Source organism: Myroides sp. ZB35 (genome assembly GCF_001865835.1).
In the GTDB taxonomy this organism is placed as follows: domain Bacteria; phylum Bacteroidota; class Bacteroidia; order Flavobacteriales; family Flavobacteriaceae; genus Flavobacterium; species Flavobacterium odoratimimum.
Genome location: NZ_CP017769.1, coordinates 1,992,657 through 2,016,696, shown reverse-complemented (window position 1 = coordinate 2,016,696; position 24,040 = coordinate 1,992,657). Strand labels below are relative to the sequence as shown.

Here is a 24,040-nt window from a genome sequence, read left to right as displayed (position 1 = left end):
ATTATAAGGTGGTACATTTGCTTTAAACAAAAACAAAAAATCATCAAATTATGTGTCAAGAACATTCAAATCATAATCACTCGCATAACCATAGTGATCATAATCATGGACACGACCATGATCATGACCACAGCCACGGAGGAGAAAACACGAAGCTCTTTGTTGGCTTCAGTTTAGTTATGTTTTTTATAGGAGTCTTTCTTGCTAATATTATAAAAGCAGATTGGTTTATCAACAATAATACACTGAGGTTATCTTGGTATATCGTCGCTTATCTACCAGTAGCATTCCCTGTTCTAAAAGAAGCTGTGAAGTTAGGAGGCAAAGGAGATTTCTTTAATGAGTTCTCATTAATGGGAGTAGCTACGCTAGGTGCTTTCTTTATAGGTGAATACCCTGAAGGAGTAGCTGTAATGATATTCTATACCATCGGTGAAATATTCCAAGAGAGCGCTGTAAATAAAGCTAAAGGTAATATCAAGGCTCTACTAGACATACGCCCTAATGAAGCAACAGTATTTAGAAACAATGAATACACTGTTGTCAATCCAGAACAAGTAAGTATCGGAGAGATTATCCAAGTAAAAGTAGGTGAAAAGATTCCATTAGATGGAGAGCTATTAACGGACAAAGGTAGCTTTAATACTTCTGCCTTAACAGGTGAAAGTAAGCCAAGTACTTACGAGAAAGGAGAAACTGTTCTTACTGGGATGATTAACTTACAGAATGTAATCGAGGTTAAAACAACAAAGTTATATCAAGATAGTTCTCTTGCTAAAATCCTTCAAATGGTACAGGAAGCAAGTGCTCGAAAGGCTACAACAGAACTTTATATTAGAAAATTTGCTAAAGTATATACTCCTATCGTATTCTTTCTAGCTGTAGCTTTGACGATTATCCCTTATTTTGTATTAGGAGAAGGATATGAGTTTAAAACATGGTTAGAGCGTGCACTAGTATTCTTAGTAATTTCTTGTCCTTGTGCTTTAGTAATCTCCGTTCCATTAGGATACTTTGGAGGAATCGGGGCTGCTTCTAGAAACGGTATCTTGTTTAAAGGATCAAATTACTTAGAACTAATGGCTAAATTAGACATCGTAGTAATGGATAAAACAGGTACACTTACAGAAGGAGTTTTTAAAGTTCAAAAAGTAGAAACTACAATTGAACAGACAGAATTTGTAAGTATTGTGTCAGCTATTGAAAAACAATCTACACACCCTATTGCGAAGGCAATTGTAGAAGCTTATCCTACTTCCAAAACTGCAGAAGAGGTACATGAGATATCTGGAAAAGGATTAATGGGTAAAGTAGATGGCAAAGAAGTACTAGTTGGTAATACAGCTCTTTTAAAGCACTATAACATTAATTACCCAACAGCGATAGATGATATCGTAGAAAGTATCGTTATCGTTGCTATAAATAAAGAATACAGTGGATATATAACAATTGCTGATCAGATTAAAGTTGACTCTAAGGATGCAATCAAGCTGATGAAATCTCTTGGAGTGAAGAAAACTGTAATGCTAAGCGGTGATAAAAATACTATCACTCAAAAAGTAGCCAAAGAAACCAATATAGATCTAGCATTAGGAGGTTTGCTACCTGAAGGTAAGGTAGAGCAAGTAGAAAAGCTTAAAAAAGAACATCCTAATATGTCTATCGCATTCGTAGGAGATGGAATAAATGATGCACCTGTACTTGCGCTAAGTGATGTAGGTATTGCAATGGGAGGATTAGGAAGTGATGCAGCTATAGAAACAGCTGATGTCGTGATACAGACTGACCAACCTTCTAAGATTGCTACTGCAATGCATATAGGTAAAGAAACACGTAAAATAGTCATTCAGAATATTACACTAGCCTTAGTGGTTAAAGTCATAGTACTTATACTAGGTGCAGGTGGAGTAGCTACGATGTGGGAAGCTGTATTCGCAGATGTAGGAGTTGCCTTACTAGCAATCCTTAATGCTGTTAGAATTCAAAAGATGAAGTTTATATAGCTTAATACAAACAAAAATCCCGATAGTAATCGGGATTTTTTTATTCTTGTTCCTTAAACTGATTTAAGGTATCTTCTATCTGTTTCAGGTATTGTCCATATAGTTTTTTAATCCAATACTTGGCAATAAAATAAATTAGAACAACCATAATAATAGACACTATTCCTAAATACTTTAAAGCATGTAAATCACCTCCCAAAATAAGATCTAATTGAGATGAAGGAGATACAGCTAAAAGCAATAGAATACCAAAAGGAATAAGAGAATAACAAAAGTTCTCATACATTTGAATATACAACTTAACATTGTAATAGCTATCATATAAACTGTCTCTACTGTTTAATTCCAAAGAAGCAGATGTTTTATAAAAGCGATACATCTTCAAAATATAATATCCTGTAATAAGTACAAATATTCCATAGAATAGATAAAAACCTCCTATTCTAGTATCATCTATACGTAACAAACGAGGAGTAAAAGCTATAAAAACAATACTCAAAACCTGTATCCAAATCTCTTTTTTGACATTCCCTCTTATCTTGTCTAATGGTAAACAACCTACTTTTTCATTAAGCTTCTCAGACGCTACTATATCATTAGGCAGTTCCTGTTCCTGCCATGACTTCTTTAAATCATCTAAATTCATAGCCTTGATCTTTAATAATTTCTTGTAATTTACTTTTTGTTCTATTGAGTTTTACCCTAGCATTTCCTTCAGAAATACCAAGATTTCTTCCTATATCTTGATGAGAGAATCCTTCTAAATACAAAAATACGAGTGCCTTCTCTACGTCATTTAATAAATAGATAGCCTTATACAAATAGTGTACTTGGCTTTCTATATCCATATCAACTTCACTTGATTGCATACTTTTCATTTTCTCATCAAAAGCTTCATTTCGTCCAACTACTTGCTTAGCTTTCTTAAAATAAGTAATAGCTGTATTTAAAGCCACTCTATACATCCAAGTAGAGAATTGACTCTGCCCTTGAAAACGAGTATAAGACTTCCACAATTGTAAAACAATTTCTTGATACAAATCGTTTTGATCCTCTTGGTTATCCATATACATCTTAGATACTTTATATAAAATACCTTTATGCTTTTCAATTTGATCTAGAAAAGTTCGTTCTAAAATCTTGCTCACCTTAACTAATTATAAACAGCTTTTACTTGATATCCTTCTTTTTCTAATAACTTCAGAACTCCATACTCTCCACCAAGATGTGCGCTTCCTACAGCAAATACTGTTGACTTCTCCTTCATTATTTCTGGCATCTTAGCTACCCATTTAATATTTCTATTATCTAATAAGTCTTTCTTAAACTCAATTGGTACAAACTTAGGGTCTGTTCCAAACTCATACAATGCTTCAATATCCTAATCTAAGAAAGATTGCTTCATCTCGTTATAATTCTCCTTATATGCGTTAACTTCTTTAAATTGATTGACCAATTCTTTAGGAGAATACATACTTTCCATCACTTTCTGTTGATCAATGAAATATTCTAAACCAATTATTGATTTATTAGCTTGCAATGCTTTCTCAAAAAGTTCTAAATCATATCCTTTAACTTCACATGACACTAACTTAGACATCATTAATCCAACTAAAGCTATAGTTGAAAAGTTATTTACTTGCTCTAGTTCTAAATTATATTCTTCCTTCAGAATAGCCCCAAACTCAGCTAACTCTTCCTGGGACAATTGAGAAGATAAAGATTGCTCTGAAACAAACATTTTTTGCATATATGCCAATTCAACAGGATCACTAAAGTTAACCTCTAAAGTTAATTGCTCTGCGCTATCTAAAGCTTTTTGAACTTTGTCACTAATAATTAATTCATCCTTGCACAAAATGTGAAATGTACCTAAAACATAAGAAGGCTTGTTCAAGCCCTTTCCAGAAACTTCCCATAATAAACTTTTCTCTGATACATTAATATCTTGGGCAATACACTGAAAACTAACTAAAACAAATAATAAAATAAAAGAAAATACACGCTTCATAATTATATAGTATTTATAGGGTTATAATATACATAGTAAGTATAAAATAGAATGAAACGTTACAAAAAAAGATTACTTTTTTATAAGTTCTTTTAAAAGGAATAATATACAAACAAAAAAATCCCCAACCTCATACGAGATTGGGGATTCTATAAAGAAAGGCGGCGACATACTCTCCCACTGGTTAGCAGTACCATCTGCGCTAGCGGGCTTAACTTCTCTGTTCGAAATGGGAAGAGGTGAGCCCCGCTGCAATAACCACCTTAAATCGGTTGTTACACAATTAGCGTAACTAATATTTTTAACTATATTGATATTTTTAACTTAACTATACTTTAGAAAGTTGCCCTCCCCTTGAATTAACAAGGGGAGATTCACATAAGCTTACGGGTTATTAGTACTACTCGACTTTGACATTACTGTCTTTACATCTATAGCCTATCAACGTTGTAATCTCCAACGACCCTTTAAAGAAATCTCATCTTGTGGTGGGTTTCGCACTTATATGCTTTCAGCGCTTATCCCTTCCCAACGTAGCTACTCTGCGATGCCCCTGGCGAGACAACAGATGCACTAGAGGTTGGTCCAATTCGGTCCTCTCGTACTAGAATCAGATCCACTCAAATTTCTAACGCCCACAGTAGATAGAGACCGAACTGTCTCACGACGTTCTGAACCCAGCTCGCGTGCCACTTTAATGGGCGAACAGCCCAACCCTTGGGACCTTCTCCAGCCCCAGGATGTGACGAGCCGACATCGAGGTGCCAAACCCCCCCGTCGATATGAGCTCTTGGGGGAGATCAGCCTGTTATCCCCGGCGTACCTTTTATCCTTTGAGCGATGGCCCTTCCATGCGGAACCACCGGATCACTATGCTCTACTTTCGTACCTGTTCGACTTGTTAGTCTTTCAGTCAAGCTCCCTTATACCATTGCACTCTACGCACGGTTACCAAGCGTGCTGAGGGAACCTTTAGAAGCCTCCGTTACTCTTTTGGAGGCGACCACCCCAGTCAAACTACCCACCAAGCAATGTCCTCCGCATCGCGGAGTTAGATCTCAAATAAGCAAAGGGTGGTATTTCAACAATGACTCCACAACGCCTAGCGACGCCATTTCACAGTCTCCCACCTATCCTACACATCACTTATCCAAGAACAATACTAAGCTATAGTAAAGGTGCACAGGGTCTTTTCGTCCCACTGCGGGTAATCGGCATCTTCACCGATACTACAATTTCACCGAGCTCATGGCTGAGACAGTGTCCAGATCGTTACACCATTCGTGCAGGTCGGAACTTACCCGACAAGGAATTTCGCTACCTTAGGACCGTTATAGTTACGGCCGCCGTTTACTGGGGCTTCAATTCAATGCTTCTCCGAAGATAACATCTCCTCTTAACCTTCCAGCACCGGGCAGGTGTCAGGCCCTATACGTCATCTTACGATTTTGCAGAGCCCTGTGTTTTTGATAAACAGTCGCCTGGACCTTTTCACTGCGGCCAGCTTGCGCTGGCGACCTTTCTCCCGAAGTTACAGGTCTATTTTGCCTAGTTCCTTAGCCATGAATCTCTCGAGCGCCTTAGGATACTCTCCTCGACTACCTGTGTCGGTTTACGGTACGGGTACTAATAATCTAAGTTTAGAAGCTTTTCTTGACAGCCCTTAGGCACACTATCTCGTTGTCCGAAGACTCAAAGTACTATCGCATTTCTCCAAGTCTGACGCATTTTACTATCAAACCTATAGGTACGTGCTTCAACGAACTATTCCGTCAGTTCGCGGTGCTTTCATCACTGTGTCACTCCATCACAATTATCAGTAGTACGGGAATATTAACCCGTTGGCCATCGACGTCCCCCTTCGGGTGTGCCTTAGGTCCCGACTAACCCTCAGCTGATTAGCATAGCTGAGGAAACCTTAGTCTTACGGCGGGGGTGTTTCTCGCACCCCTTATCGTTACTTATGCCTACATTTTCTTTTCTAAAAGCTCCAGCAATTCTCACAAATCACCTTCTGCGCCGTTAGAATGCTCCCCTACCACTCACGCAACTAAATGCGCAAATCCATAGCTTCGGTAGTATACTTATGCCCGATTATTATCCATGCTCGATCGCTCGACTAGTGAGCTGTTACGCACTCTTTAAATGAATGGCTGCTTCCAAGCCAACATCCTAGCTGTCTGGGCAATCAAACCGCGTTTTTTCAACTTAGCATACATTTGGGGACCTTAGCTGATGGTCTGGGTTCTTTCCCTCTCGGACATGGACCTTAGCACCCATGCCCTCACTGATGACTATCATTACTTAGCATTCGGAGTTTGTCAGGAATTGGTAGGCGGTGAAGCCCCCGCATCCAATCAGTAGCTCTACCTCTAAGTAACTATCGATCATCGCTGCACCTAAATGCATTTCGGGGAGTACGAGCTATTTCCGAGTTTGATTGGCCTTTCACCCCTACCCACAGGTCATCCGAAAACTTTTCAGCGTTAAACGGTTCGGTCCTCCATTTAGTGTTACCTAAACTTCAACCTGCCCATGGGTAGATCACACGGTTTCGCGTCTACCACTACTGACTTAAGCGCCCTATTAAGACTCGCTTTCGCTACGGATCCATGACTTAATCACTTATCCTTGCCAGCAACGGTAACTCGTAGGCTCATTATGCAAAAGGCACGCCGTCACCCCACAAAGGGGCTCCGACCGCTTGTAGGCGTATGGTTTCAGGATCTGTTTCACTCCGTTATTCACGGTTCTTTTCACCTTTCCCTCACGGTACTGGTTCACTATCGGTCTCTCAGGAGTATTTAGCCTTAGCGGATGGTCCCGCCAGTTTCAATCAAGGTTTCACGTGCCCCGACCTACTCAGGATACCACTATTCTTATCTTCTCTTACTTATACGGGACTATCACCCTCTTTGGTTTACCTTTCCAGGTAATTCTAATTAAATCCGCAAGAAATCTCGTGGTCCTACAACCCCAAAATTGCCGTAACAACTTTGGTTTGGGCTTTTCCGCGTTCGCTCGCCACTACTTACGGAATCACTTTTGTTTTCTTCTCCTCCGCCTACTTAGATGTTTCAGTTCAGCGGGTTCGCCTCCATATTGGATAGTATGTCTTCAACATACTGGGTTGCCCCATTCGGATATCTACGGATCAATTCGTGTGTGCCAATCCCCGTAGCTTTTCGCAGCTTATCACGTCCTTCTTCGCCTCTGAGAGCCTAGGCATTCCCCATACGCCCTTATTTTGCTTATGTGCTTACAATTCTTTCGAATCGTACTTTCTATATATTTCTATATCTTTTTTATTCTTTCTAACTGTTTTGTTAGTTAAGTTTTATCAATATGTCAATGAACTTGTGGCGAATCGCCACTGATAATTAAACCAGCTTTGATATTATGCCGTAGTGGAGAATATCGGAGTCGAACCGATGACCTCCTGCGTGCAAGGCAGGCGCTCTAGCCAGCTGAGCTAATCCCCCATATCTAGTGTTTGGTTAACAGCTTACAGTTAACAGTAACTTTTGGGCGGTTAGTTTAACCTCTAGTATTTCCTTTGAATTAGTAATTTAGTAGTCCCGGGCAGACTCGAACTGCCGACCCCTACATTATCAGTGTAGTACTCTAACCAGCTGAGCTACGAGACTCTGTATTACTTAATTCTTTATTCTTTTTTTGGTATTAACAGCGAGAGTAAAGTATCATACTTCTATAATTATTCTCTAGAAAGGAGGTGTTCCAGCCGCACCTTCCGGTACGGCTACCTTGTTACGACTTAGCCCTAGTTACTAGTTTTACCCTAGGCAGCTCCTTGCGGTCACCGACTTCAGGTACCCCCAGCTTCCATGGCTTGACGGGCGGTGTGTACAAGGCCCGGGAACGTATTCACCGGATCATGGCTGATATCCGATTACTAGCGATTCCAGCTTCATAGAGTCGAGTTGCAGACTCCAATCCGAACTGAGACAAGCTTTGGAGATTCGCATCCTGTTGCCAGGTAGCTGCTTTCTGTACTTGCCATTGTAGCACGTGTGTAGCCCAGGACGTAAGGGCCGTGATGATTTGACGTCATCCCCACCTTCCTCACGGTTTGCACCGGCAGTCTTGCTAGAGTCCCCGCCTTAACGCGCTGGTAACTAACAATAGGGGTTGCGCTCGTTATAGGACTTAACCTGACACCTCACGGCACGAGCTGACGACAACCATGCAGCACCTTGTAAATTGTCCGAAGAAAAATCTGTTTCCAAATCTGTCAATCTACATTTAAGCCCTGGTAAGGTTCCTCGCGTATCATCGAATTAAACCACATGCTCCACCGCTTGTGCGGGCCCCCGTCAATTCCTTTGAGTTTCATTCTTGCGAACGTACTCCCCAGGTGGGATACTTATCACTTTCGCTTAGCCACTCAGTCCGAAAACCGAACAGCTAGTATCCATCGTTTACGGCGTGGACTACCAGGGTATCTAATCCTGTTCGCTCCCCACGCTTTCGTTCATCAGCGTCAATAAATACGTAGTAACCTGCCTTCGCAATTGGTATTCCATGTAATATCTAAGCATTTCACCGCTACACTACATATTCTAGTTACTTCCATACTATTCAAGTTAAGCAGTATCAATGGCAGTGTCTTAGTTAAGCTAGGAAATTTCACCACTGACTTATAAAGCCGCCTACGAACCCTTTAAACCCAATAATTCCGGATAACGCTCGGATCCTCCGTATTACCGCGGCTGCTGGCACGGAGTTAGCCGATCCTTATTCTTACAGTACCGTCAAGTCCCTACTCGTAGGGAGGTTTCTTCCTGTACAAAAGCAGTTTACAATCCATAGGACCGTCATCCTGCACGCGGCATGGCTGGTTCAGAGTTGCCTCCATTGACCAATATTCCTCACTGCTGCCTCCCGTAGGAGTCTGGTCCGTGTCTCAGTACCAGTGTGGGGGATCTCCCTCTCAGGACCCCTAATCATCGTTGCCTTGGTATGCCGTTACCACACCAACTAGCTAATGATACGCATGCCCATCTTATACCGATAAATCTTTATTATCAATACGATGCCATATCGATAAACCATGGAGCATTAATCCGAATTTCTTCGGGCTATTCCCCTGTATAAGGTAGGTTGCATACGCGTTACTCACCCGTGCGCCGGTCTCAAAAAAGCAAGCTCTTTCTACCCCTCGACTTGCATGTGTTAGGCCTGCCGCTAGCGTTCATCCTGAGCCAGGATCAAACTCTTCATCGTATATTTTTAATTTCGTAAATTAAAAAAGTATAATTCCAAATCTTGCGATTTGCCTTACTCTCTTATTTGTATGCTGTCAATCCAATATGTTTATGAACGTTGTCTTCTTATTTCTAAGTCTCACTTGTTTTTCAAAGCGAGTGCAAAAGTAAAAACTTATTTTGAATTAGCAAAACTTTTCTAGAAAATATTTTTCTTTATTTTTTCACTCAACTCCCGTTTTTACTGAAGCGGACTGCAAAGATACTACCTTATTTTTTACTTATCCAAATTTATTTTTGTAAATTTTTTAAAGCTTATTTTTTAGTCGCTCTTGCTTCAATTTTTGTTTATGATCGTCTGCCTCTAGAGTCGTTATTACTTCTCTAATGCGGATGCAAAAATAGTATCTTTTCCCTTACTTCCAAACTTATCTTTGTCTTTTTTTAAAGGTTTTTAAAAAGTATTTCATAACTCATTATTATACCACCTTTTACGATCGAAAGTTTTTTTATCTTTTTTTAAAGGTTATAGCGTTATGGCGTCTCTATACTATATATACGTAAAGAGCAGTACTTAATATTGTACTCTATTATATATATGTAATAATTGAGAATATGCCTTCTTATGCCCTTTCTGTCTACTTCTAAATGTTACTTTATCCTATATAAAGGTGTTTTATCTACTTTTTTGTAGTTGATCTACTTATATAGGTATGCTTTTTTAGAAGAAAAGTCCCTTATTATATGGCTATTATCTTGTTTCGAAGAAAAACAGATGTACTTTTTTTATTCTCATATTGAGCAATTATCCTCACAAACAATTATATACCAGCAAGTAAAGTAAATTACCACTATTATCTTTCTAAAGCCAAAACACTTCTGTATCCCAGTAATAGCAAGCCTTTATGCCTACTTCTTCAACACCGCTTCAACATTTCTCCAAGATTGCTCTATCTGAGCACCTCTTTCTTGAAGCAATATTGAAGAGGTCTTGTCGCACTCTTGAAGAGGGGGCTTAAAATATAGTAACAAAAAAGCCCTAGACTATATGATCTAGGGCTGCGGGTAATACATTCTTTAATGAAAAAAGCTCTTACCTACTGACAAGAGCCTTACTCTATAATTATTTCTTTTCTTTAAAGGATTCAAGCATTGAAGTCATCACGCTCTCATATTTCTTCTTTTTAACCATAGTAGTCCAGCTCACTATTTGATAGTATCTATCTTTTCCTTCTATACAAGCTAGTTTATAATGAACGAGAGTCCCATTTAAATCTCCATCATAACTAGTCAAATAAGCAGGTAGTCCATTCACACTAGTCTGTTCTAGTTCTGTATCTTGTTTTAAATTCAAACTAGAAGCGATAGAAGAATTCGCTAATTCAGCATAAACTTTAAAGTTAGGAGCTGGATTGCCATAAACCTCTTCAACAATCTCTTTAAACTCTACCTTATTATCTTCCACTATCACTACATAGAAATCATCCTTTTTGTTTTCCATTTGAAGGACGGCATCTTTATTCAGATTTTTAGCAAGAGAGAGTTCACTAGGAACCTCAATCGTCCCCAAATCACCAATATTTACTTCTTTTGGCACTGTAGACTCACTACAAGAAATCAAAAAGAAAGTAAATAAGCTCATCATTATAACAATACTTCTTATCATCGTTATTCTGTTATTTTAAATATTATAGGATTGTAAAGGAACAAAACTTTTATTTGTTTTTCATAATCTCTGAAAACAATTCAACACTTCTTATGCGTTCCTCTACTCCATAGATCGGAGTAGTGATCATAATCTCATCAACCTCAATCGTATTAAAGAAATCTGTTAAACCGCTTTTTATTCCTTCTTTGTCTCCTATAAAAGAGAAAAATGTTTTTTGCTTTACAATGAACTCTTCATAGTCTGTCCAATTGCCCTCCATAGATTCACAAGGTCTCTGAAGAGGTTTTCTATCATTTCTAATAATTCCTAAAAACATTTTATAAAATGATGTAGCTAGTTGTTCAGCTTTTTCATTCGTATCTGCAACTATTGCATTCACACAAGGCATAAAATAGGGTTTATCTAATTGTGCAGATGGTACAAAATTCTTTCTATAAATATTAGCTGCTTGTAATAAATGATCTGGAGCAAAATGACTTGCAAATGCATACGGCAAACCTAACTCAGCTGCTAAATATGCACTATCTGTACTAGATCCTAGTATCCACATCGGTATATCACATCCTTCTCCAGGAAATGCTCTTACCTTAGCTCCTTCATTTACTTTAAAAAAACGCTTTAGCTCCTCTATCTGTTGTGGGAAAAAATTAGCTGCATGTACGTCATTACGTCTCAAAGCAAGGGCTGTAGCCTGATCGGTACCTGGTGCCCTACCTAATCCAAGATCTATTCTACCTGGATATAACGCCTCCAAGGTTCCAAACTGTTCAGCAATAACTAAAGATGGATGGTTTGGTAACATCACCCCTCCTGAACCTATTCTCAATGTAGATGTCCCTCCTGCCAAATATCCAATCAAAACAGATGTGGCGGAAGAAGCTATATGTGGCATATTATGATGTTCTGCCAACCATAGTCTATTAAAGCCAACTTTTTCAATATGTTGTGCTACTTTTAAAACATTCTGTAAAGTTTCAGTCGTTGTTTTATCCTCACCTATAATCGCAAGATCTAAGAATGAGAATGGTATATTATGATTCATATAAAAATTCAATTAAAATGATATGACACAAGATAACATTAATAAACAGAATGCTATTCGCTGTTATAAAAAATTAACACCATGAGTTATATTAACTTATTAATAAGCTTATAAACAATAATTTATACCAATAAAAAATCGTAAATTTATAACACTAATCATTACTTAAATAATATGATGCACATACAGAACTTATTAGAGCAGATAGAGTATGGTGAGAAGAAACCAGCTATCAAAATACTAGTGGATAACGACTTTTCTAAAGAAATCAGAATTGTATTCAAAAAAGGACAAGAGATGAAAGAACATAAGACATCCTTCCCTATAGTCGTGGAAATCGTAAAAGGAGCGATAACATTCGGGGTGGAAGGAAAGCCTTATGACTTAAAAGAGGGACACTTAATCGCGCTAGAACCTAATATCCCACATGACCTAACAGCTCTAGAGGATAGCATAGTACGACTAACCTTACATAAATCTGATCAGGTCACAAGAGTGATGAATGTCATCAAGGACTAAGTATAGTTATCTTCTACAAGTATTACTACGCCAATACCTGCTAAAATATATTGCTTATTAGATAACAAAGAATCCTTATAAGTACAGTAAATTTGCACAAATCAGAAAAAAATGAAAAAAATAATATCTAGCATACTGTTACTATCAAGTACATTCTGTCTGGCACAAAATCTAGAAATTATCCCATTAGGAGTCTATGGCGGTGGAGATGAAAGCAACTTATCGTCTTATCTTATCGGAGTAGAAAACACAAATAGCTATATCGCTCTAGATGCTGGTACTATACATAGTGGTATCAATAAAGCAATCGAAGAAAAAACATTCTCAGCAGATAATGGTACGATACTACGCGACTATATCAAAGGGTATTTTATATCACATGGGCATCTAGACCATCTATCAGGACTGATTATAAACTCTCCTGAGGATTCTTCTAAGCCTATATATGCGTTACCATTTGTCATTGATATTTTTAAGAATAACTATTTCACTAATGCTTCATGGGCTAACTTCGGTAATGAAGGAGAAAAACCTATACTAGGTAAATACAAATATACAAGAGTAAAACCAGCACAATCCTTCAATATAGAGAACACTTCTCTATCTGCTGAAGTATTTGAACTTAGTCATGTAAATCCACAGTTAAGCTCAGCTATATTAGTAAGAAATAATGATGAGTATGTACTCTACTTCGGAGATACAGGAGCTGATAGAGTAGAGAAAACGACTAAACTTAACTATATCTGGGAGTACATAGCACCTCTAATCATTAATAAGAACCTTAAGACTATATTAATAGAAGTATCTTTTCCAAATAGCCAACCTGAAGATAAACTATTCGGACACTTAACACCCAAACTGTTAAATGAGGAATTAGGTAATCTAGCAAATCATGTAGGTAAAGAAAACTTAAAAGATTTAAATATAGTTATTACACATCTAAAACCTAGTGGGACAGCTATAAATACTATCAAAGAAGAATTAGCTAATCAAAACGAATTTAAAATCAACTATATCTTCCCTGTACAAGGGCAAAAAATAAAGTTACAATAACCAAAAAAGCCGTCTGCGTAGACGGCTTTTTTGGTTATATACTATATCCTTATCATTAATTTGATTTTTGTTTAAAGAACATCTTGTCTACAATAAACACAAGAAAGAATGCTACTAACGATGGAATCAACCAAGGTACGTCATAACTACTCAATGGCAATGACTTAATAAATTCTGCAGATGACTGAGAATACTCTATAAAGTCATATTTAAAAGCAATAAAAGAGCTAAACTGAATCAATGCTACAACTGTAGTAGTTAAGATTGCTCCAACGAAAGGAGCTTTTCTAGTCACAGATTTACCAAAAGCCACCATATAAATGATCAATGTCAATGTAATAGGATATATGATTCCTAAAAATGGGGCTGCATAATCAATAATACTATCCACTCCTTTGACTGCTAATACTGCAGAAGAAATACAAGTAACTACAACCACAAACTGATAACTAAGTTTTCCTTTCGTTAATTGGCTGAAGAAGGTACCAGTAGCACACACTAACGCAATCGCAGTGGTCAAACAAGCTAAAGCTATACATAATGATAATGCCAGAGTCCCTTGACTACCTAATACTCCATTAGAGATATGCAACAATAACTCTGTTCTCTTTAAATCATCTGTAATAGGGTAACCTGAGGTTGCTCCTAAGTATACTAATCCACCATATATGAATAATAAACATGAGATAGCAACAACACCTGACATATAAGTAACCTTTGTTTTCTCTTTAGAACTCACATAGCCAGCAGCCTTCACTGCAGAGATGATAATACCAGCATAAATCACTGATGCTAATACATCCATAGTCTGATATCCCTCAGCAAATCCAAGTCTAAATGGATCTGGATAAGAAGTATTAACTAACTTAGAAGTATCTAAAGGATTGACTATACCAATCACTACCATCGCTACCAAAAGAACTAACAACATAGGTGTCAAATACTTACCTATAATATTAACTACCTTAGACGGAGATATCGAAAGTAACAACGTAATCCCAAAGAAAATAACAGAAGACCATACTGCACTAAAATCAGGAAAGACAGATAATACCCCTATCTCAAAGGTTGTTGCTGCTGTACGAGGAATAGCAACCAATGGTCCTATACTAAGAATAATAGCTGTAGCTAATACCCATCCTAATGTACTATTGATCCGTTTACCTAAGTCTGTAAATTCGTCTCCAGAAATCAATACAGCAACAATTCCTAAAAAGGGTGCTAGTATTGCGGTGATAGAAAACCCTGTAACAGCCGAGGTCCAAGAACCTTCTGTAAACAATCCAATAATAGGAGGCAAAATTATATTTCCAGCACCAAAAAACATGGCAAACAATGCAAAACCAATAGTTACTGCATCAAAGATGGATTTTTTATTCATTCATTAAATTTTAGGTAGTTAACATTTGTTTTATTCTATAGTAAAATCAGTAAAATTTCTTAAAATTTGTACTTAAAAATAACATTCAATATCTTTAGTTTTACTTAAGAGGAGCACAATATATAAAATAATAATCGGCTTAGATATATACATACCAATATTTTACACCATATTCATTTAGATTCAGTGATAATTTAACACCTTCTAGAATATGTTAAAAAAAACAACACCAATAACCGAATTAGAAACAAAAAAAACTAAAAAATGATTCTTTTTACTACCAATAACTTAAAAATAGAAACAATTCAATTAGGAGAAGACTTAAATGACCTATTAAAGATTCATAACTGTCCTGACACAATGAAATGGATTCCATCTAGGGCAAATCACTGGGATTCTGATGCTTTAAGAAATAAATATGCAAAAAACGATCTCCTCTATTCTCAAGGATTAGGAATCTATAAAATTTCTTTAACTCATAACTCACGAACTAATATAATAGGAGAAATACTCCTCCTTAAATACACAGACCAAGAAGAAAAAATAGAGATAGGGTACATTATATATAAGGATTATTGGCAAAAAGGTTATGGTACAGAATTACTACATGGTATAGAACTCTTCATTCAACAAAAATATGCTTCGAAAATCCTTATCGCGCAACTCTATGAGAGTAATATATCCTCACGTAAGCTATTAGAAAAAATGAATTATTCACTTATAGATAGACAAGAACTGGATAACAACACCTACAAGTTACTCTACCAGAAAGAAATCTTATCTACTCTGTAGGGCATGATACAAATTATCAAATACTGGTATCACTAGTCTAGCTCTCTCTGTAAGAGAGTACTCAATATGCAATGGCTTTTGATTAATTATACTCTTAATTAAGAAGCCATCCTCTTCCAACTCTTTTAAAGCTACAGAGACAGATTGTTTATTAGCACCTTCTAATAAACGCATATAATCTCTAAACCTCCTAGGCTGCTCTTCTGTAATATGAATGATATGAACTTTCCATTTGCCACCAAGCGTTTTTATTAGTTCTTCTGCTGGGCACTTAGTAGTTTTCTCATCGTTGTTAACCATAATTCATATTTATTTAGTTACAAAGCTACACAATTCCCTTTATAATGGAAAAACTAGTGTAATTGATATTCTTTTAATACTACAGAATATTAAAATATAACATCACTTCCAACAATTTCTCATTTCAGACTAAGCAAATGGTCAAAAAAGTCTCATTTTTTGCTTTATTATTTTATCATATAAATTACAAAATAATATGTTTCAAATATTAAATTATAATCAATCATATGTAATAAATCGTAAAAATAAAATACTCATATATATAAATCAAATGAATAAATAACAATTTTAAAACACAATAAATATAATAATCAATTTATTTTAAGTAAAAAAGACAATAAAAAACACTTTTTACACAACATTGATATATTTCATATTATTAATTTTACACTAACAAAACATCAACATATTATTAACATAAAATTTAAATATGATTAGCCATTTAAAAAACACGACTTAGTATAAACCTAATACACAAAACTCACACTCCCCAACCGAGTTTGCGTATTAAAAATCACCTACATCATGACAAGCACAGCATCAAAGATCGTAATTCCAACTAAAATAGTGGAATTTAAGAATCCACCTAAAGATGATTTTATCATTTTTCAACAAGGGGACGAAACAAAGAAAATATCTCCATATAACAAAAGGAGTTATTACAAACTTTCTTATTTAAAATCAAAGAGTAAATTCTTTGATGGAAATAAAGTGATTGAGTTAGAAGGTCCATCATTATTCTTTTCTAACCCGGTATCTCATTATACATTCGAACCAGTATCAGAAAAACCGGAAGGATACTACTGTTTATTTAACAGCAGCTTCTTAGGCTATAAAAGTCACTTATTAAAAAGCATTCTTGCCCACTTACACGAGAATCCTATTTACCTTTTAACGCCACAACAAGATGAGTTTATTTCTTATGTATTTAAGAGAATTGAAGAAGAAAACAATCAAAAGTATGCGCAGAAATACGAATTAATGCGTAACTATATTGAAATCATAATACATCAAAGCAATAAACTAAATGCTACTTATACTGTAGACCAGAGTGTAAATGCACCACAAAGATTGTGTTCAAAATTCTTAGAATTATTAGAAAAGCAATTTCCGATTGAAAAAACAAATACAGTAATCAAATTGAAAACGCCTAATGATTTTGCAAAAGTGCTGAATGTACACGTAAATCATCTCAATCATACTTTAAAGAAAACAATAGGAAAATGTACTAGTGACTGTATCCAAGAGAGACTATTAATAGAGTCACAAAAATTACTAAAGTCTAAACCATGGAGTGTAGCTGAAATAGGCTATTGTTTAGGATTTGAATACCCAACGTATTTTTCTAGCTTTTTTAAGAAATATACTTTACTTACTCCTAATCAATATCGCAAAAATTAAATAATGATACAAAGATGTTTGAATTGTTTTACAATCAATTGAATAACTCAACTTAACTTTGTGGAAGAACATAGAAAACAACTTTACTAAAAATTACAATTGCAGAAAACTGCAAAAACACATTGCTTATCTTCAAGCTAAAAAAATGAAGAATAGTAGCCCTAAATCTTTTTTATTGTTAAAAAAGCCACCTTTTAGAAGGTGGCTTTTTGTTTTGTCACTATTAAAGTTTATTTACTAATTCTACTTCAAATACAAGAGTGCTATAGGGACCAATCTCTTTACTAATATGCTCTTCTCTATAAGCGTATTCTGGAGGTGTGACCATTCTAAACTTAGTGCCTATTGGCAATAATGGAACAACCTGTTGATAGGCTAGAATTAATTTGCTCAGGTTGAAAGAAGCGGTCTTCCCTCTAGCAATAGAACTATCAAAAACTTCTCCATTGATATTAGTACCATGATAATGACATTCTATGCGATCAGAAAGTTCTACTTTGTCCCCTTCACCTAATGCTATAATCTCATAAGCTACACCTGAGGGCAATAAGATCACTCCGTCCTTCTTTACATATTCTTCTAAACACTTAGCTCCTTCTTCTTTATTCTTCTGTTCTAACTGCTCTTTCCTTTTTTTTAATAACTCTGCGACACTCATAAGTATTACTCTATTTTAAACTTACCTGCAAAAATAATAGATAATTTCTATCCTTCATGCTCTTTATAAGTATGTAATTGCCAAATACTAAGGTTATCCATAGCACGTGTACATCCCACATACCATTCATAAGGAGTTAGTTTATTCGGTTTATCCACTACAAGAATAACATTCTTACGTTCTAATCCTTTAAACTTAACTGCTGTAGTATACTGGAGTTTCTTAGGCTTTAATGTAAGATTCTCAACTGTAAGCTCCTCCATTCCTAATTCTAGAATTAAATCAGCAACGTTATTACGTCTCTGCCACACTTTACTTTGTACCAACACAATTACATCCTCAGCGTTTAATGAAGAACTAGGGTCATTAATACTGCGTATCACTTCTTCCATTGCTTCTTTAATCGTCACTTGGTCATAGAATGAACGCAATTCAATTTCATCATACTCTTTCTGATGCACACTCACCTCATCCCAATCATCAGGATGCGTTTGAATATGTTCTGAAATCTGACGAATCTGTGACTTCTGTGCACTTCGTCGTATTTTGTGTAATTTAAAATGAGTAAAATACTCTTTCAAGAAATAAGCATAATCAGAAACATCACGTCCAAAAAGAGAGAAGCTTTGGTCTAGATCATAAAGAAGCATAATATTCCCTTGTTTCATTCCATTATGATTACCACATAACTTATGCATCATTAAGTGAAGATTACGATCAAACAAATCTTGTGCTTCGTCTACAATCATATAATCATAATTAGGAAGCTTATCTATTTCTTCTAAATGAGTAATCGTCTTTCTAATATAGTCTGCAAATTTCTCTGGTTCTATATATAAAAGATCACGCTCAGTAACACCAGGTAAATACTTCATCACAAACTGTGTGAATGTAATGCAGTCTATACGAACATTACTCGCCTTAAACCTCTGTGCATTATAAGCACATAACAAAGAGTTCCAGCACAAATAAATACCGTGTCTTCCCACCTGCATCTCACTATACGCCATCGCCATAGTAGTCTTACCTGTACCTGGCGCTCCTTCTATCATTAAACGCGGGTTTTCAGAAAGAGAGTACAGTATCTCTAAGTTTCGTTCTTTTAGCCATTCTAACGAATTTCTAGATTGGAAGACATTGGTATCCTGAATCATTGGACTGAATGTATTCACAATATTATCCAATTCTGCTTTCGATAGATTATTAAATCTAATAGGGTGTGTATTCTCTAATTTCTGCTTAGAATAATCATAGATATGTAATAGAAATTTCTCTATATTCTTATATCTATTGCGTCGAGTGTAGTCACTAAATATAAGATTCTTATCATAAATAGTATTCTCAATAGCAATTTTAGTAGTTGGAAAGGCCACTGCTTCACAGAATAATATATGCTTAAAGCTAGGGAACACTTTATTCATCAAAGTGTATTTATATCCCTTCACTTGTTCAAAAGGGTTTTGGTTTAGCCACTTCTTACGCTTACCATCCTTAAAACAGAAACGTCCTTGGTCAACAAAAATATTCCCCCCTTTTACTTCTAAGACAATAATTCCAAATTTAGAAACAATGATAAAGTCAAGCTCAGCGTCCGCTTTAGCCCTTTTTATCTTAGAGTTATCATGAAAAGGAAGTTTCATACTATACCATACATACCAATCATGAGGGCTTTTAGACAGGGATTCTACAATATCTCCATATATTAAAAACTCTCCATAAGGAACCTTGTTCCCATTTATAAAAAGTTGCTCGAGCTCATCTAGAGGGTACTCCGGATAAATCTTTAAAGCCATGACTCTACATTTTTTTGATGAACATCTAAATTACGCCTTTTACCTCAACTCTACTCTATATTCTACAATTAAAAAAGGATAAACTAAAAATAGCTTATCCTTCTATAACATTTACATTTAAATTATGAAAAACTCCCTCTTCATCTTCATTATTCTATTGCAAAAATAGACCTAGAGAATGTCATAAGATATCATTCAAAAAATAAACGACTATTTATTTCTAAATAGTCGTTTATAAATATATTATTCTGTTGGAAACTCAGGTCTTCTCATCTTAAATCTACTTCCTGATAGAGATTCTAAGAATGCTACTATCGCTTTTGTTTCTTCTTTCGTTAACTCTAAAGGTTTCATTAAAGGATCTGTTACAGGATATAAAGGATCTTTCGCTTTTTGTTCTGCTGTAGGATCTATCATGTGCATACCACTATTATACATATTTACGATTCCTTCTAGATCGTCAAATAATCCATTATGCATCCAAGGTCTAGTGTTTAAAAGATCTCTTAAACCAGGAGTTTTAAACTTCCCTACATCATTAGGATCTTTCGTTACTTCATATCTACCTAGATCTTCAAACTTGCGTTTATAGTAAGTCAATCCAATATTGTGAAAAGACTCATCTGTCAAGTACTGCCCATGATGACAATTCATACATCTCCCTTTCGTTCTAAACAAATGCATACCATAAATTTCTTGGTCATTAAGCGCTTTATATTTACCGTCTATAAAAGCATCTACTCGGCTAGGCTGACTCTTAATTGTCTTTTGAAACGTAGCTATAGCACCTACAATACGGTCATAGGTAATCTTCTCATCACCGAAAGCTTCTTTAAAATAAGGTTTATACCCTTGTACTTTACTCAATTTGGCGGGTAAATCTACTACGTCCATTGCCATTTCGTTATGAGCAGATAATGGTCCATTAGCCTGTTCTTCTAAACTATTAGCTCTACCGTCCCAAAAATAAGAAGTACGCTCTGCAGTATTATATAACGAAGGGGTATTACGTGCTCCTTTTAAGTGATCATGTCCAAGTCCCACCATACGTCTATCTGTCCATCCTAATTCAGGATCATGACATGAACTACACGATATCTGATTAGACTTTGACAATTTAGGATCAAAGAATAACATACGACCTAAAATTACTTCAGGTTTCGCTTGTTCTGTAAAATAGTCGTTATCACGTTTAATACTTCCCATCTCACTCCATTCCACACCTTCATCTATAGTTGGTGCCGGCCATTGTGAAATAGGCTGCTTATAGCTTTCTATTATTTTTTGATACTCAGGGTTGTCGCTTCCTAAGAATCCTACAAACTTTGGACTAAAACTAAATAATCCAAAAGCTAAGAATCCAGATAATAAAATAACTACCTTTTTCATTGTTTATTTGTTGTTAGTTAATAACTGCTTAGAAAATAACTCCTAGAGACATTCCTATATAGTTATTTGTTTTGTTTATATTATACTTTGTCTGTTCATACTGAATCTGAGCAAACATGGCTGGTATATTACTAACCTTCACATCATATCTGGCTGTAATACCATAAGTCTGATAATTAGCAGTCTGAATCGCTAAATCATGTTGTACCCATTCTGTCATAGCAGGGCTCTTATACGATGTTACCAAATTCACAGTATCCTCCTTAAGATTACGCACTCTAAAATAAGGGCTTACTGTTATGATATTAGATTGATTCAATTGTCGCATATAATCAACTTCTAATCCATAATGTAAATATGTGAATCGCTGTCTAGCCTGAGTATCTCTTCTCTTTTCTTCTGTCTGTTCTACTGTGAAAGAAGGTGAAACTACTAATCTACTAACATCTGTACTATATTGATAAAATAAAGACGTATACACATCACTTCTTACAAACTTATACAGATCTTGCTCTCCTATCTTTCTCTCTAACTTTTCTGTTTTAGAATAAAAAGACTCAATTCCTCTTGATTCACTTAGTAAGTAATTAACTTTTGCTCCTAAACGATGTTCATCTAGATCAATATATTTAATTCCTCCTATTGTATATTTTTTAGTTTTAAGTACAGACATTTCTTTTGAAGGACTACTTCCAAAGTTCTTCTCAATATCAAACTGCCCAAACGAACCTTGTATCAAAAAGTCCTTACCTTTATTCTTAGCTATAGTTCCTCCTACCTCATATCCTGTTCCCTCATAAATCATCTTCATATCTACAGCAGAACTAAAGTAATAATTATAAGCTCCTAAACCTGTCAGGTGATACGCTATGGGCTTCCCTAATAGACTGACAAACTTAATTGTACTATTCTGAGTATATTTATTCCAATTTGCATACACTCCTAATTCGTAGTCCTTATAAACATTATAGTTTACTCCAATGCGCAAATTTAAATCTGAAGAGGTATTCTTAGGTCTTGGATCTATTTCTCTATAACCACTTTTGGCCTGATAACTAACTTCTCCTCCTACTGTCCACTTATCAAATTGTCTAGCCATCCCCCCTGCAAACTGATAAATTTCTTGCTTCATGGTACCTCCTATAGAATCACCTAACACATAAGGTCCTAGGATATGTCTGTCAAGATTCTCATTCCACTTCATATTCTTTTGCTTCTGAGTATTATAAGAAGCGCTTCCCCATAGGACAGTATTATTCTTTAATCGTTGATAAGAAGAGGTATTAACCTTAAAGGCATCTAAGCCATCTCCATCCTGTACCAAATAAGCATCCTTACTGTCTGATAGATAATTCAGACTTAATTCAGAAAAAGACAAAGGACTATACGATGTCATGAAAGCACGATTAGCAAAAAAGTCTTGTCCGAATACGATATTCATATCCCGTTGAGCTAGTCTACTTTCGTATAAATTAGAATCTGTTCTATCCTGAGCTTGAACCTCAACACAAAATAATACACTAATTATCGCAACTATATTTATATATGTATTTTTCAATGTACTCTTATTTTATTTATGATGTATTCCGTCTTTTAGAGACATCTCTGACTGAGGAACAAAATCAACTGAAGAATTATTAGTATCCTTATACACATTGCGACCTTGCTCATTAGGTCCTAAGACTTTTCTTCTGATAGTCTTTCCATAACGCGCTTTATCAGATTCTGATGTTGCACAGTATGAATAGCCGCTATCTAAAGAAGGAGCAGTCACTAGACGTTCAAACTTATCAGGAATACTTCCATTAACAGCATCAATAACCCACGTATTAGGCATTTTATATCTGCTGAACTTCTGTTCTTTCCCTGCAGCTGTCAAATAACTATAATCAAACTTATAATTGGCTAACCAAGTATCTGCATTCTCTCCTTCAGGAAAACGAGCTACGATATATCCTGTCTGTCCACGGTCATGCATAGCGAACATACTAAAGTTTAACTTCGTATAGATCATCATCACATTAGGTACATTAGGATTATCTGGTTGTACATTCTTAGGGTTTTCAGTAATAGGAAATTCAAAATCAGCATTAGATAAATCAGCCCCTGGTACATTGGCTAAGTTATGATTCTGAGCATTATCTGCTATTACAATAAAGTCTCCTGGCTCTACTGGGTACTGTGTACCGTTACCTGGTAACATCATTACAGATTGTAAAACGAAAGCTTCGTTTAATACATCTGGTGTTTCTTTGTTATCTCTAGTCGTCAAAAACTCAGATTGAGCGATCAATAATCCATCTGCATAAAGTACTCTATCAGTATTATTAACTAGTTTAAAGTATTTACCTGTTTGGTATGCTTTTAATTCTGTCGTTTGTAATCCAGCAAAGAATATTTCTTCAAAGATAAAGTCATCGTTAAGTTGTTTGACAAATAAATTAATTGTCATATTTACTATCTGATCTGTCACATCTAGCATTTCGCTTTTACTTCCTAGTCCTACTTCTTCTTTATCTTCTAATACACCTATTCCTTCTGCTGACATTCTATAAGCCCCCACAGGTAGAGCTACAGAGAAATAAAGAGAACCTACTGCTTTCTCCACTATTCTTAAACCTGTATTAACTTCAACAAACTCTACTTCTAATTCTTTTATTTCTTTAATACCTTCTACTTTAAATGCCATAGAAACAGTCGAATTCTGATTACTTCCAAGCGCATTATCATCTGTCAAACACGAGCTCATTAACAAGCTCATTGTCATCATCAATCCGTATAAAAATATATGCTTTAATCTCATT

At 35.8% G+C, this 24,040-nt stretch carries 16 protein-coding genes, 2 tRNA genes, 3 rRNA genes and 1 pseudogene; 5 read left to right on the top strand and 17 right to left on the bottom strand.

The genetic code is table 11. The features are described 5' to 3' along the window. Nucleotides 1–50 precede the first annotated feature (50 nt). Nucleotides 51–2,003 carry a heavy metal translocating P-type ATPase gene (locus BK054_RS09065; protein WP_006257168.1) on the top strand — a complete coding sequence of 651 codons (1,953 nt, stop codon included), beginning with the start codon at nt 51–53 and terminating at the stop codon, nt 2,001–2,003. 40 nt (nt 2,004–2,043) lie between these two features. Here BK054_RS09065 and BK054_RS09060 read toward each other — a convergent pair whose 3' ends face one another. The 10 genes and pseudogenes from BK054_RS09060 to BK054_RS09015 form a co-directional block, all read right to left on the bottom strand. Further along, nucleotides 2,044–2,649 (bottom strand): hypothetical protein, encoded by a 606-nt coding sequence (locus BK054_RS09060; protein WP_006257169.1) that lies wholly within the window; start codon nt 2,647–2,649, stop codon nt 2,044–2,046. After that, a complete protein-coding gene (locus BK054_RS09055) occupies nt 2,636–3,076 on the bottom strand; it encodes an RNA polymerase sigma factor (RefSeq protein ID WP_006257170.1) in 441 nt (146 codons plus the stop codon). Before BK054_RS09055 ends, BK054_RS09060 begins: the two co-directional genes overlap by 14 nt. Before the next feature lie 80 nt (nt 3,077–3,156). Then, nucleotides 3,157–4,014: pseudogene (locus BK054_RS09050) on the bottom strand (TraB/GumN family protein). A gap of 156 nt (nt 4,015–4,170) precedes the next feature. Beyond that, nucleotides 4,171–4,280, bottom strand: a 5S ribosomal RNA gene (rrf, locus tag BK054_RS09045). 108 nt (nt 4,281–4,388) lie between these two features. After that, nucleotides 4,389–7,271, bottom strand: a 23S ribosomal RNA gene (locus BK054_RS09040). A gap of 151 nt (nt 7,272–7,422) precedes the next feature. Then, nucleotides 7,423–7,496 (bottom strand) — tRNA-Ala (locus BK054_RS09035). A gap of 91 nt (nt 7,497–7,587) precedes the next feature. Further along, nucleotides 7,588–7,661, bottom strand: a tRNA-Ile gene (locus BK054_RS09030). Between the two features lie 79 nt (nt 7,662–7,740). Beyond that, nucleotides 7,741–9,258 (bottom strand): 16S ribosomal RNA (locus BK054_RS09025). The 16S, 23S and 5S rRNA genes sit together here with 2 tRNA genes alongside, the layout of an rRNA operon. Nucleotides 9,259–10,362: 1,104 nt before the next feature. After that, the gene (locus tag BK054_RS09020) at nt 10,363–10,905 is read right to left on the bottom strand and encodes a hypothetical protein (protein WP_006257173.1); all 543 of its coding nucleotides are present in this window, start codon (nt 10,903–10,905) and stop codon (nt 10,363–10,365) included. A gap of 49 nt (nt 10,906–10,954) precedes the next feature. Next, entirely contained in the window at nt 10,955–11,950 is a 996-nt protein-coding gene (locus tag BK054_RS09015) for an LLM class flavin-dependent oxidoreductase (protein WP_006257174.1), read from the bottom strand. Between the two features lie 177 nt (nt 11,951–12,127). Here BK054_RS09015 and BK054_RS09010 point away from each other — a divergent pair, with 177 nt between their 5' ends. After that, entirely contained in the window at nt 12,128–12,469 is a 342-nt protein-coding gene (locus tag BK054_RS09010; protein WP_006257175.1) for a cupin domain-containing protein, read from the top strand. 111 nt (nt 12,470–12,580) lie between these two features. Continuing rightward, entirely contained in the window at nt 12,581–13,522 is a 942-nt protein-coding gene (locus BK054_RS09005; RefSeq protein WP_006257176.1) for an MBL fold metallo-hydrolase, read from the top strand. Between the two features lie 55 nt (nt 13,523–13,577). Here the strand turns inward: BK054_RS09005 and brnQ are convergent, their stop codons facing one another. Further along, nucleotides 13,578–14,903 (bottom strand): branched-chain amino acid transport system II carrier protein, encoded by a 1,326-nt coding sequence (brnQ, locus tag BK054_RS09000; RefSeq protein ID WP_006257177.1) that lies wholly within the window; start codon nt 14,901–14,903, stop codon nt 13,578–13,580. 264 nt (nt 14,904–15,167) lie between these two features. Here brnQ and BK054_RS08995 point away from each other — a divergent pair, with 264 nt between their 5' ends. Further along, nucleotides 15,168–15,695, top strand: coding sequence for a GNAT family N-acetyltransferase (locus BK054_RS08995; RefSeq protein ID WP_006257178.1), 528 nt, complete (start codon nt 15,168–15,170; stop codon nt 15,693–15,695). On the opposite strand, the gene BK054_RS08990 is transcribed toward BK054_RS08995, so the two are convergent. Beyond that, nucleotides 15,681–15,995 (bottom strand): winged helix-turn-helix transcriptional regulator, encoded by a 315-nt coding sequence (locus BK054_RS08990; RefSeq protein WP_006257179.1) that lies wholly within the window; start codon nt 15,993–15,995, stop codon nt 15,681–15,683. The two genes, BK054_RS08995 and BK054_RS08990, sit on opposite strands and share 15 nt — an antisense overlap. 525 nt (nt 15,996–16,520) lie before the next feature. Here BK054_RS08990 and BK054_RS08985 point away from each other — a divergent pair. After that, nucleotides 16,521–17,396 carry a helix-turn-helix domain-containing protein gene (locus tag BK054_RS08985; protein WP_006257180.1) on the top strand — a complete coding sequence of 292 codons (876 nt, stop codon included), beginning with the start codon at nt 16,521–16,523 and terminating at the stop codon, nt 17,394–17,396. Nucleotides 17,397–17,619: 223 nt separating this feature from the next. Here the strand turns inward: BK054_RS08985 and BK054_RS08980 are convergent, their stop codons facing one another. The 5 genes from BK054_RS08980 to BK054_RS08960 all read right to left on the bottom strand — a co-directional run bounded on the left by BK054_RS08980 (nt 17,620) and on the right by BK054_RS08960 (nt 24,039). Continuing rightward, the gene (locus BK054_RS08980) at nt 17,620–18,054 is read right to left on the bottom strand and encodes an FKBP-type peptidyl-prolyl cis-trans isomerase (RefSeq protein ID WP_006257181.1); all 435 of its coding nucleotides are present in this window, start codon (nt 18,052–18,054) and stop codon (nt 17,620–17,622) included. Between the two features lie 47 nt (nt 18,055–18,101). Beyond that, a complete protein-coding gene (locus BK054_RS08975) occupies nt 18,102–19,847 on the bottom strand; it encodes a nuclease-related domain-containing DEAD/DEAH box helicase (RefSeq protein ID WP_006257182.1) in 1,746 nt (581 codons plus the stop codon). A 243-nt stretch (nt 19,848–20,090) separates the two neighbouring features. Beyond that, a complete protein-coding gene (locus BK054_RS08970) occupies nt 20,091–21,236 on the bottom strand; it encodes a cytochrome-c peroxidase (protein WP_006257183.1) in 1,146 nt (381 codons plus the stop codon). Between the two features lie 28 nt (nt 21,237–21,264). After that, nucleotides 21,265–22,794, bottom strand: a complete 1,530-nt coding sequence (locus BK054_RS08965) for a DUF6850 family outer membrane beta-barrel protein (RefSeq protein WP_006257184.1) — start codon at nt 22,792–22,794, stop codon at nt 21,265–21,267. A gap of 12 nt (nt 22,795–22,806) precedes the next feature. Further along, complete coding sequence (locus BK054_RS08960) at nt 22,807–24,039, bottom strand: DUF4876 domain-containing protein (RefSeq protein ID WP_006257185.1); 1,233 nt, start codon at nt 24,037–24,039, stop codon at nt 22,807–22,809. Nucleotide 24,040 lies beyond the last annotated feature (1 nt).

What these genes read in the sequence shown, in the direction of transcription:
- BK054_RS08990 (WP_006257179.1), bottom strand. Translation starts at nt 15,995, where the DNA reads ATGGTTAACAACGATGAGAAAACTACTAAGTGCCCAGCAGAAGAACTA.
- BK054_RS08985 (WP_006257180.1), top strand. Translation starts at nt 16,521, where the DNA reads ATGACAAGCACAGCATCAAAGATCGTAATTCCAACTAAAATAGTGGAA.
- BK054_RS08970 (WP_006257183.1), bottom strand. Translation starts at nt 21,236, where the DNA reads ATGAAAAAGGTAGTTATTTTATTATCTGGATTCTTAGCTTTTGGATTA.
- BK054_RS08995 (WP_006257178.1), top strand. Translation starts at nt 15,168, where the DNA reads ATGATTCTTTTTACTACCAATAACTTAAAAATAGAAACAATTCAATTA.
- BK054_RS09060 (WP_006257169.1), bottom strand. Translation starts at nt 2,649, where the DNA reads ATGAATTTAGATGATTTAAAGAAGTCATGGCAGGAACAGGAACTGCCT.
- BK054_RS09065 (WP_006257168.1), top strand. Translation starts at nt 51, where the DNA reads ATGTGTCAAGAACATTCAAATCATAATCACTCGCATAACCATAGTGAT.
- BK054_RS09055 (WP_006257170.1), bottom strand. Translation starts at nt 3,076, where the DNA reads ATGTATATGGATAACCAAGAGGATCAAAACGATTTGTATCAAGAAATT.
- BK054_RS09015 (WP_006257174.1), bottom strand. Translation starts at nt 11,950, where the DNA reads ATGAATCATAATATACCATTCTCATTCTTAGATCTTGCGATTATAGGT.
- BK054_RS09020 (WP_006257173.1), bottom strand. Translation starts at nt 10,905, where the DNA reads ATGATAAGAAGTATTGTTATAATGATGAGCTTATTTACTTTCTTTTTG.
- BK054_RS08975 (WP_006257182.1), bottom strand. Translation starts at nt 19,847, where the DNA reads ATGGCTTTAAAGATTTATCCGGAGTACCCTCTAGATGAGCTCGAGCAA.
- BK054_RS09005 (WP_006257176.1), top strand. Translation starts at nt 12,581, where the DNA reads ATGAAAAAAATAATATCTAGCATACTGTTACTATCAAGTACATTCTGT.
- brnQ (WP_006257177.1), bottom strand. Translation starts at nt 14,903, where the DNA reads ATGAATAAAAAATCCATCTTTGATGCAGTAACTATTGGTTTTGCATTG.
- BK054_RS08960 (WP_006257185.1), bottom strand. Translation starts at nt 24,039, where the DNA reads ATGAGATTAAAGCATATATTTTTATACGGATTGATGATGACAATGAGC.
- BK054_RS09010 (WP_006257175.1), top strand. Translation starts at nt 12,128, where the DNA reads ATGCACATACAGAACTTATTAGAGCAGATAGAGTATGGTGAGAAGAAA.
- BK054_RS08980 (WP_006257181.1), bottom strand. Translation starts at nt 18,054, where the DNA reads ATGAGTGTCGCAGAGTTATTAAAAAAAAGGAAAGAGCAGTTAGAACAG.